The sequence below is a fragment of the Mesorhizobium sp. LMG 17147 genome, assembly GCF_024297145.1.
Lineage (GTDB): Bacteria > Pseudomonadota > Alphaproteobacteria > Rhizobiales > Rhizobiaceae > Mesorhizobium.
In genome coordinates this window covers 1-572 of the sequence record NZ_JANCTC010000060.1, presented here as the reverse complement: position 1 = coordinate 572, position 572 = coordinate 1, and the positions used below count along the sequence as shown (strand labels likewise).

The 572-nt window shown below is 68.0% G+C and carries 1 pseudogene; it reads right to left on the bottom strand.

Annotated elements, in window-relative coordinates:
• Nucleotides 1-572 (bottom strand): annotated as a pseudogene (locus NMG46_RS29565) (NAD-glutamate dehydrogenase domain-containing protein); the annotation flags it as partial.

The window sequence follows — 572 nt, the reverse complement described above, 5'->3', positions numbered from 1 at the left end:
CTGCAGCCGCTCGCGGATGCGTCCGACCCGTTCGCCGCCGGCCTCCAGCCATGCCGCCACCGGATCCGCCGCCTCGGCATGGCTGGTGAGTGCCGCCACGGCGATGCCGCGCCTGGCCGCGCCGATCGTGTCGGTGGCGCGGGAAAGCGCCAGTTGATCGTAATAATCCGAGGGGGTGATCGAGCGCGCCGCATCTTCGACGCGCGGGATGCGAAAGACATCGCTGACCGCGAAAAATGCCTTGGCGGCAGCGACGATGCCGGCATTCGCCGTCCGCGCCGTCAGGGCAATGTCAGGGATGAGTTCCGCCACATCGGTCAACGCCAGTTGTTCGGCAAGGCTCCCCGGCGCGCCGCCCTTCGACAGATTGTGCCGCCGCTCCTCGATCCGCTCGCGCGAGAAGGCCGGCAGCAGCGAAACCAGCTTCGGCTCCAGCGCCTTGCGTGCGTCCTGCAACTCGGCGATCCGCTGCCCGAGCGGCGCGGTGCCGGCATCGTTCTTCAGGTACCAGCCGCTCGTCACATAGATCAGCCGGCTGACCGCCTGATAAAGGTCGAGCTGGATTTGCCCGT